The 8,675-nt window shown below is 67.5% G+C and carries 7 protein-coding genes and 2 pseudogenes; 1 reads left to right on the top strand and 8 read right to left on the bottom strand.

All coding sequences use genetic code 11. From position 1 onward, the window contains the following. From esaR to def, 8 genes and pseudogenes are all read right to left on the bottom strand, one after another. Nucleotides 1–428, bottom strand: a pseudogene (esaR, locus tag DPV74_RS36265) (response regulator transcription factor EsaR); the annotation flags it as partial. After that, on the bottom strand, nucleotides 429–2,843 hold the full coding sequence (gene esaS / locus DPV74_RS36260; RefSeq protein ID WP_060082941.1) for a sensor histidine kinase EsaS: 2,415 nt from the start codon (nucleotides 2,841–2,843) through the stop codon (nucleotides 429–431). It abuts the pseudogene before it with no gap. Next, nucleotides 2,833–3,423 (bottom strand): DUF4390 domain-containing protein, encoded by a 591-nt coding sequence (locus tag DPV74_RS36255; protein ID WP_027789300.1) that lies wholly within the window; start codon nucleotides 3,421–3,423, stop codon nucleotides 2,833–2,835. The genes esaS and DPV74_RS36255 overlap by 11 nt, the downstream gene beginning before the upstream one ends. Further along, on the bottom strand, nucleotides 3,420–4,811 hold the full coding sequence (gene rsmB / locus DPV74_RS36250; RefSeq protein WP_119338932.1) for a 16S rRNA (cytosine(967)-C(5))-methyltransferase RsmB: 1,392 nt from the start codon (nucleotides 4,809–4,811) through the stop codon (nucleotides 3,420–3,422). Before rsmB ends, DPV74_RS36255 begins: the two co-directional genes overlap by 4 nt. A gap of 218 nt (nucleotides 4,812–5,029) precedes the next feature. Beyond that, nucleotides 5,030–5,887: a zinc metalloprotease HtpX gene (htpX, locus tag DPV74_RS36245; protein WP_006485774.1), complete on the bottom strand. Its 858-nt coding sequence runs from the start codon at nucleotides 5,885–5,887 to the stop codon at nucleotides 5,030–5,032. 100 nt (nucleotides 5,888–5,987) lie between these two features. After that, nucleotides 5,988–6,623, bottom strand: a complete 636-nt coding sequence (locus DPV74_RS36240) for a LysE family translocator (protein ID WP_059700490.1) — start codon at nucleotides 6,621–6,623, stop codon at nucleotides 5,988–5,990. A 120-nt stretch (nucleotides 6,624–6,743) separates the two neighbouring features. Then, nucleotides 6,744–7,727: a methionyl-tRNA formyltransferase gene (fmt, locus tag DPV74_RS36235; protein ID WP_119338931.1), complete on the bottom strand. Its 984-nt coding sequence runs from the start codon at nucleotides 7,725–7,727 to the stop codon at nucleotides 6,744–6,746. A 34-nt stretch (nucleotides 7,728–7,761) separates the two neighbouring features. Continuing rightward, nucleotides 7,762–8,265, bottom strand: coding sequence for a peptide deformylase (gene def, locus DPV74_RS36230; protein WP_011353573.1), 504 nt, complete (start codon nucleotides 8,263–8,265; stop codon nucleotides 7,762–7,764). Nucleotides 8,266–8,336: 71 nt separating this feature from the next. On the opposite strand from def, the pseudogene DPV74_RS36225 reads away from it, so the two are divergent. Next, a pseudogene (locus tag DPV74_RS36225) lies at nucleotides 8,337–8,675 on the top strand (DNA-protecting protein DprA); the annotation flags it as partial.

The following is an 8,675-nucleotide window of genomic DNA, read 5'->3' as shown; positions in this document are numbered from 1 at the left end:
GCCGCCGGGCCCGCCGGCTGCCCCGCACCGGCCTTCGCCGCCGCGTTCGCGGACACCGGCGCCGCACCGCGTGCGAGGCCGTGCTCGACGGACTTCAGCAGCTTCTGCAGCGCGATGGGCTTCTCGAGGAAATCGAGCGCGCCGATCTTCGTCGCCTCGACGGCCGTATCGATCGTCGCGTGCCCGGACATCATGATCACGGGCATCGTCAGCAGCCCCTGCGCCGCCCACTCCTTGAGCAATGTCACGCCGTCGGTATCGGGCATCCAGATATCGAGCAGCACGAGATCGGGCGCCTGATTCAACCGGTATTCCCGCGCGGCCTGCGCGTTCTCCGCTGCCTCGACGACATGTCCTTCATCGCTGAGGATCTCCGAGAGCAATTCCCGGATGCCCATTTCATCATCTACCACCAGGATGGTTGCCATTTACGCTGCCTTTGTCTGCTCACTTGCTTTTGTCTTGGCGGGAGCCGTCCCGTCCTGCACGCCCGATTCGGCGCCTGGCGCATCGCTCGCCATCTGCAGGAACAGAATCGACACCTGCGCACCCTCGACGGTCTCGCCGTGCATGCGATTGCGCAGATCGATCCGCGCACCGTGCTCATCGACGATTTTCTTGACCGTGGCCAACCCCAGCCCCGTGCCCTTCGCCTTCGTCGTCACATAAGGCTCGAACGCGCGGGTCAGGATGCGCGCCGGAAAACCGGGCCCGTTGTCGGACACGGTAAGACGTACCGCGACGCGTGTTTTGCCCTCGGCGTCGGGATCGCCATATTCTACTGTCTTGGTTTCGATCAACACACGCGGATGCGCTGTCTCCGCGACCGAATCCTGCGCATTCTGCAGCAGGTTGTGAATCACCTGGCGCAATTGCGTCGCGTCGCCGCGAATCACCGGCAGCGACGGCGCGAGCTCGGCGACGATCGCGCTCTTGCCTTCGCCCACCCCGTACAGCCCGAGCACCTCGCTCGCCAGTTCGTTCAACTGCAGGTTCGCGAGCACCGCCGGCGGCGTGCGCGCGTATTCGCGGAAATCGTCGACCATCCGCTTCATCGCGGCCACCTGATTGACGATCATCGTCGCGCCGCGCTTGAGCACATCGGCGTCGGGCGGCGCGAGCTTGTCGGACAGCTTCATCTGCAACCGCTCCGCCGACAGCTGGATCGGCGTCAGCGGATTCTTGATCTCGTGCGCGAGCCGGCGCGCCACCTCGCCCCACGCGACCGAACGCTGCGCGGAAATCACGTCGGAAATGTCGTCGAACACGACGACGTAACCGGACGTCTGCGGATCGTCGGCCTGCCCCTCGATCGTCGATACGAGGCGCGTGCCTCGCACGAGCAGCGTCAGCGGATCGGCTTCGCCCGGCACCTCGATCGCGAACTGCTGCTGCCAGTGGCCGCGATCGCCGCTGGCGCCGTCGGATGCCGCCTCGCGATCGGCAAACGCCTTGCGCACCATCGCGCCGAACCCGGCGGCCACGCCGATCCGGTCGAGCGTCGTGCCGATCAGCGCGTTGAACGGCTGCCGGAAGATCCGCTCGGCGCCGCGATTGGCCGTCGTCAGCCGGAACTGACGGTCGAGCACGAACACACCGGCCGTCAGGTTCGCGAGGATGCTCTCGAGATACGTCTTCGAATGCTCGAGCGCGACGCGGTTCTTCTCGACCGCGAGCCGCGCCTCGGACAACTGGCGCGTCATCGCGTTGAACGACTGCGTGAGGAAGCCGAGCTCGTCGCGCGTCTTGATCTCGCGCTTCGGCGTGTAGTCGCCTTCCGTGATCTCCTTCGTGCCCTGTGCGAGCAGGAACAGCGGCCGCGCGAGCTGCTGGCCGAGCGCGAGCGCGAGCATCATCGCGATGAACGTCGCGAGGAACAGCGCGAGCGTCAGCGTGCCGATGTACATCTTGCGCAGCCCCGTGCGGCCGAGCGCCTTTTCCTGGTACTCGCGATACGCGCGCTGCACGGCATCCGCGTTGTGGGCAAGGGTGGGCGGCACCGGCTGCGTGAGTTGCAGGAAGCGCTCCGCCGGCTGCAGCAGCGATGTCGACGCATCGGGAATCGGCCGCACAACGCGCAGCCGCAGCGCGCCCTTCGCGCCGTGCGCGCGCGGGTCGCCGTCGACTTCGCCCTCGATCGCCGCATACGCGCCGTGTTCGCGCGCCTGGCTCAGCATCAGCGGCGTCGGCAGGTCGTCCGGAATCAGCGCTGCGAAATTGCCCGACGCCTGCGCGACGATGTGCAGGTCGGGCGCCGCGCCCGAGCCGCCGCGGCTCGGCTCGACGATCGTCGCGTCCTGCACGCCGAACTGGTCGCGCAGCCGCAGCAGCGTGAGCGTCGTGCCGTTCGTGTTCGCGTCGGCGCTCGCGAGCTGGTCGGACATCAGCCGCGCCTTCGTCTGCAGATCGGACAGCGACGCATCGAGCATCCCGCGGCCGAGATTCAGGCCGGCCGTCAGCGCCGTCTCGACGTTCACGTCGAACCACGACTCGATGCTGCGCGACACGAACTGGTACGACACGATGTAGATGATCCCGCCCGGCACCACGCCGACGAGCGCGAAGAACACCGCGAGCTTCGCGAGCAGCCGCGTGCCGAACTTGCCCTTCCTCAGGCGCACGACGATCATCCCGATCAGCCCGAGCACCACGAGCAGGAACACGAGCGCGACGACGATGTTCGTCGCGTACAGCCACGAGTAGTAGCGATCGAAGAATTCGGTGTTCGCGCTCGCGGCCGCGAGCAGCACGAGCAGCAGCAGTGCGGTGAGCGCGACGGTCGAGACGATCACGCGAACGAGGAGGCTCTTCCCGCTGGCCGCACGGCGCACTTTATTTAGCACGTTCGGTCACCGTGAAAGTGAAGCGCTTCCAGTCCGACCCGAGCGTCCAGTCGCGGTTGTTCACCGCATCGACCTGGAACGGCTTCGGCATCAGCGCCGTATCGAGCTGCATCCGCACCGATGCCGTGTAGGTTTCGCCCGAGCGCACCTGGCTGCGGTCGATCACGTGCCACGACGTGATGTGCCTGATGACCGCAAGCGCATCCTTCAGCGACGGGAAACCGAGCTGCAGGCCGCCCGTCGACACGCGATACTCGCGCGTGAGCGGCTGGAACGACAGGCGGATCGTCTGCGACACCGATACCGGCTGTTCGTCAAGCCAGTACCAGCGCGCACGGCTCAACTCGAAATCCGTCGTGAAATACACCGGAATGCCTTTGTTGACGGCATCCTCGAGGCTCGGGTTCAGTTCGAAATCGAAGCGGGCGTCGAGGCTCCAGCCGCTTCCGTCGGCCTGGAGCGACGCGCGCTGCACGGCAATCGACTCGGCATGCGCCGGCCGGACGACAGCCAGGCACAGCGTCAACGCGACCATCAGGACGGCCGCGAGCCGAAGTGGAAAAAGGTGTTTGATCGTCACCGTTTCTGAAACCGCGCGTAGAAAAATCCGTCGTGATCGGTGTTCTGGTCGAGTGCGCCGGCGGCCGCCCCTCCCTGCACTCCGCCCGGCAGCAGTTGGCCGGGGGCGTCCAATCGTACCGCATCTTCACAGGCCGCTTCAAACCAGCGGGCCTGCAATTCGCCTTCTTCGGGGAAGACCGAACAGGTCACGTAAAGCAGTTCGCCGCCCGGCTTCACGAGCGGCCACAACGCCGACAGGATGCGACGCTGTTCCGTGACGAGCGCCGGGATGTCGGCCTCGCGACGCAGCCAGCGGATGTCCGGGTGACGACGCACGATACCGGACGCCGAGCACGGCACGTCGGCCAGGATACGATCGAACGGGCGCCCGTCGTACCACGCGTCGGGCGCACCCGCGTCGCCGACGCACACGTCCGCCGCGAGCGACAGCCGCACGAGGTTCTCGCCGATCCGCGCCGCGCGCGCGGCGTCGCTTTCCAGCGCAACGACTTCCGCATCGGCGAGTTCGAGAATATGACCGGTCTTGCCGCCGGGCGCCGCGCATGCGTCGAGCACGCGCATGCCGTCACGCGCACCAAGCCATTCGGCTGCGAGTTGCGCACCGGCATCCTGCACCGACACGACGCCGTCGGCAAACCCCGGAATGCGATCGACCGGCAGCGCCGACGCGAGCCGCACTGCATGCTTGCCGATCGCGGTCGCTTCGATTCCGCTCGCCCGCAGCGTATCGAGATACGCGTCGACGCTCGCGCTGCGCGCATTCACGCGCAGCGTCAGCGGCCCCTGGCGCTCGCCGGCCGCGAGGATCGCCTGCCATGCGTCGGGCCATGCGCGCTTCACCGAATCGACCCACCACGCGCGGTAATTCCAGCGCGCGACGACATCGTCCTGCAGCGCCGCGACGAGCGCGTCGCGCTCGCGCAGGAAACGGCGCAGCACCGCATTGACCATCCCCTTCGCAAACGCGCATTCGCGGCGGGCGCCGATCACGGTCACGGCCTGGTCGACCACCGTGAACGGCGGATACGCGGCCTCGTCCGCCGGATCGAGCAGCAGCGCGAGCGCGCCGGCAAGGACTGCGTGCACGTGCGCGGGCGGCGCCTTGCTGATGAGCCGGCCGATCAGCCAGTCCGCACTGCCGAGACGGCGCATCGTCCGGTAGGCGACGTCCTGCGTCGCCCCGCGCGCAAGTGCCTGCGTACCGGACGCCATCTGCGCGAAAACCGCCGAGAGTGCCGCCGGCAGCGCGGTGCCGCGTCGTACCGCATCGACCGCCTGCGCGGCCGCGTCGAGCGCGAAGCCGAGCGAATCGGGCGCGAGATGCAGCGCGGACAGGCGCGCCGGGCGGCCGGAAGAAGACGGAGCGGTAGAACGGGTTCGTGTCATCGGAGCAAATTCGGCAAACAAGCGCGGCAAGCAAATACGGCAAACGGCGGGATCGCGGCACTCGCATGGCCCGCGGTCCCAAACCGGGCATTGTAGCGTGCGACGTTGCAGCCCCTTTGGCCCCTTTACGGCACGCACAAATGAAAACCCCGCAGCGCGAAGCGTGCGGGGTGGCATGGCGGCCCCCGAGCGGCAACTGCCGCACGGGCTGCCGTGGCTCAATCGAAGCGGCCGGTACGCGCCATCTCCATCAGGCGCGCGATGCGCTCCTCGGTAGCCGGGTGCGTCGAGAACAGGTTCTGCAATCCGCCACCATGCAGCGGATTCATGATCATCATCTGCGCCGTGGCCGGATGCGCTTCCGCCGCCTGGAACGGAATGCCTGCCGCATAGCGATGGATCTTGTCGAGCGCGGTCGCGAGCGACTGCGGATCGCCGGAAATCTGCGCGCCGCCGCGGTCGGCCTCGAACTCGCGTGCCCGCGAGATCGCCATCTGGATCAGCGCGCCGGCGATCGGCGCGAGCAGCGCGACCGCGATGCCCGCGATCGGGTTGGCCGGCCGGCCGTTCTCGTCGCGCCCGCCGAAGAACATCGCGAAGTTCGCGAGCGCCGAGATCGCGCCCGCCATCGTCGCGGTGATCGTCGAGATCAGGATGTCGCGATGCTTCACGTGTGCAAGCTCGTGCGCCATCACGCCGCGCATCTCGCGCTCCGACAGCACGCGCAGGATGCCCGTCGTCGCGGCGACCGCCGCGTGCTCGGGGTTGCGGCCCGTCGCGAACGCGTTCGGCGCATCCTCGTTGATCAGGTAGACGCGCGGCATCGGCAGGTTCGCGCGCGTGGCCAGCTCGCGCACCATCCGGTAGAACTGCGGCGCCGTGTTCTCGTCGACTTCCTGCGCGTTGTACATGCGCAGCACCATCTTGTCGGAGAACCAGTACGAGAAGAAATTCATGCCGAGCGCGAACAGCAGCGCGATCGTCATGCCGCGCGAGCCGCCGATCATCCCGCCGATCACGATGAACAGGGCCGTGATCGCGGCCATCAGCATCGCCGTTTTGACCCAATTGAACATACCCACTCCTTATCCGTCAGGGGACCCGCCGCACATCACAAGGCACGGCGGGAAATTGTAAGCGATTTGTTAGATAAGGTCTTGCCGGAAAAATTCAATCTCAGCGTTGCGATGCCGCAAGACGAAGGCCGAGGCCGACGAAAGCGCTGCCGACCGTACGGTCGAGCCACTTCCTGACACCCGGCTTGCCGGAAAAGCGCGCCGTGACACTGCCCGCGACCCAGGCGACGAGGCTGGTCCACACCGTGCTCATCGCGACGAACACGCCGCCGAGGGTCAGGAACGCCAATGCCTTGTGCGGGCTGTCGGCCGACACGAATTGCGGGAAGAACGACACGAAGAACAGCACCACCTTCGGGTTCAGCACGTTGGTCCAGAAACCCTGCATGAACAGCTGGCGCAGCGGCTTCGCGGCTTGCGCGGCCGCCTTGCCCGACGGCTCGCCCGCCTGCTTCGCGATGATCATCCGCACGCCGAGGTAGATCAGGTAGGCGGCGCCAACCAGCTTGATCACCGTGAACGCGGCAGCCGATGCCGCGAGCAGCGCGGTCAGGCCGAATGCGCAGGCGAGCGCGTGCACGCAGCAGCCGGCCGAAATGCCCAACGCCGACATCAGCCCCGCGCCACGGCCCTGCGCGACGCTGCGGCCGACGATATAAGCCGTATCGGGGCCGGGCGTGACGTTCAGCAGGAAGACTGCCAGCACGAAGAAGCCGAAATGGGTGATGCCGAACATGAAAACCTCGAAACCGGAGAGCGCAGGGAAATTCTACGCGCGCCTGCCGCACCGCGCGACTCGGCCGTCCGGCCGATTGCGCACGCCCGGCAGGCCGTGTCGAATGGCGGTCAGGCCGCCTCAGGCAACGTCGGTCAGCGCAAAACGCTGGCCCGCGGCGAGCGGCGAACCGGCCAGGAACTCGCGGGCGGGCAGCCGCTTGCCGCCCGGCTTCTGCAACTGCGTGATGCGCAGCGCACCGCTGCCGCACGCGACGACCACGCCTTCCGGCGCGGCTTCGACGATCGTGCCGGGCAGCGCGTCGCCGCGCGCCGCCACGGGCTCGGCCGCCCACAGCTTGATCGCCGCGCCATCGAGCGTCGCGACGCCGCCCGGGAACGGATCGAACGCACGCACCTGGCGCGCGAGCACATCGGCCGGCTTGCGCCAGTCGAGCGCCGCTTCATGCTTGCCGATCTTTTCCGCGTAGGTCACGCCGTCGGCCGGTTGCGGCGTGGCCGGCAGCACACCATCGCGCTCGAGCTGCACGAGCGCGTCGACGATCAGTCGTGCACCTTCGGCAGCGAGCCGGTCGTGCAGGGTCGCGGTCGTCTCGTCCGGCGCGATCGCGATGCGCGCCTCCTCGATCATCGCGCCGGTGTCGAGGCCGATGTCCATCTGCATCAGCGTGACGCCCGTCTCGGCGTCGCCGGCCTCGATCGCGCGGTGGATCGGCGCGGCGCCGCGCCAGCGCGGCAGCAGCGATGCATGAATGTTGATGCAGCCGCCACGCGGAATGTCGAGCACCTCCTGCGGCAGCAGCAGGCCGTATGCGGCGACCACCATCACGTCATGCGGAGTCGAGCGCAGCAGCTCGATAGCGTCGGCCGCCTCCGCCGGGTACTTGCCCGCGCGGCGCAGCGACGGCGGCTGCGCGACGGGCATCCCGTGCTCGACGGCGTAGCGCTTCACCGCGCTTGCCTGCAGCTTCATCCCGCGCCCGGCAGGACGATCGGGCTGGGTCAGCACGAGCGGCACCGAAAAACCGGCCTCGTGGATCGCGGCCAGGGCAGCCGCGGCAAATTCCGGCGTGCCGGCAAAAATCACGCGCAACGTATGGGTCATGACAGCTTTCGGGATCGGGCAGGGCGAACGCGCGTCACATCGCGCGTTCGAGTTTCTTCATCTTCGTCTTGATGCGCGTCTGCTTGAGCGGCGACAGGTATTCGACGAACACGCGCCCCATCAGGTGATCCATCTCGTGCTGGACGCACACGGCCAGCAGGCCCTCGCAGTCGAGCTCGAAGGTCTCGCCCTGCTCGTTGAGCGCACGCACGCGAACATGATCGGGACGCTCGACTTCGTCGTAGATGCCGGGCACCGACAGGCAACCCTCTTCGTAGATCTGCTTCTCGTCGCTCGACCACACGATCTCGGGGTTGATGAACGCGCGCAGCTCGTTCTTTTCCTCCGAGACGTCGATCACGATCACGCGCTCGTGCACGTCGACCTGCGTGGCCGCCAGGCCGATGCCGGGCGCTGCGTACATGGTTTCGGCCATGTCGGCGACGAGCTTGCGGATCCGGTCGTCGACCTTGTCGACGGGCTTTGCGACCTTGTGCAGCCGCTTGTCGGGGTAATGAAGAATATTGAGTAAAGCCATGGCGTTCGGTATTCGGTGGGGCGGCATGCCGCATCGGCCATCCGGCCAGCTGGCGGTGCCGCCGGGATGCAATGAAGATGAGGCGGACGCGCGGCGAATCAATGCCGCGGATCACGCCTCCTGCAATTGGCCGGGCGCCTGCGCGCGCGGCCCTGTCGAGTATTTCGGATGATGAAAATTTTATCATGGCGCCACGCGGTCCGCTGGCCGCCGCATTCGAGGAGCGTCTCATGTCGCCGCAAGTGCTGACCACCTCCGCGCTGCGTGCGTGGCTGCAGCTCGCGCATGCGCCCGGCCTCGCACCCGCCGTGCTGCAGGCACTGCTCGACGCGTTCGGCTCGCCGGATGCGCTGCTGCGCGCGTCCGGCCAGGCGATCGCCGCCGCAACCAGCCCCGCCGCGGCCCAGGCC

Source organism: Burkholderia sp. HAN2018 (genome assembly GCF_024704855.1).
Lineage (GTDB): Bacteria > Pseudomonadota > Gammaproteobacteria > Burkholderiales > Burkholderiaceae > Burkholderia > Burkholderia cepacia.
Note: the sequence above shows the minus strand (reverse complement) of the source record. Positions and strands in the feature narration are given on the sequence as shown.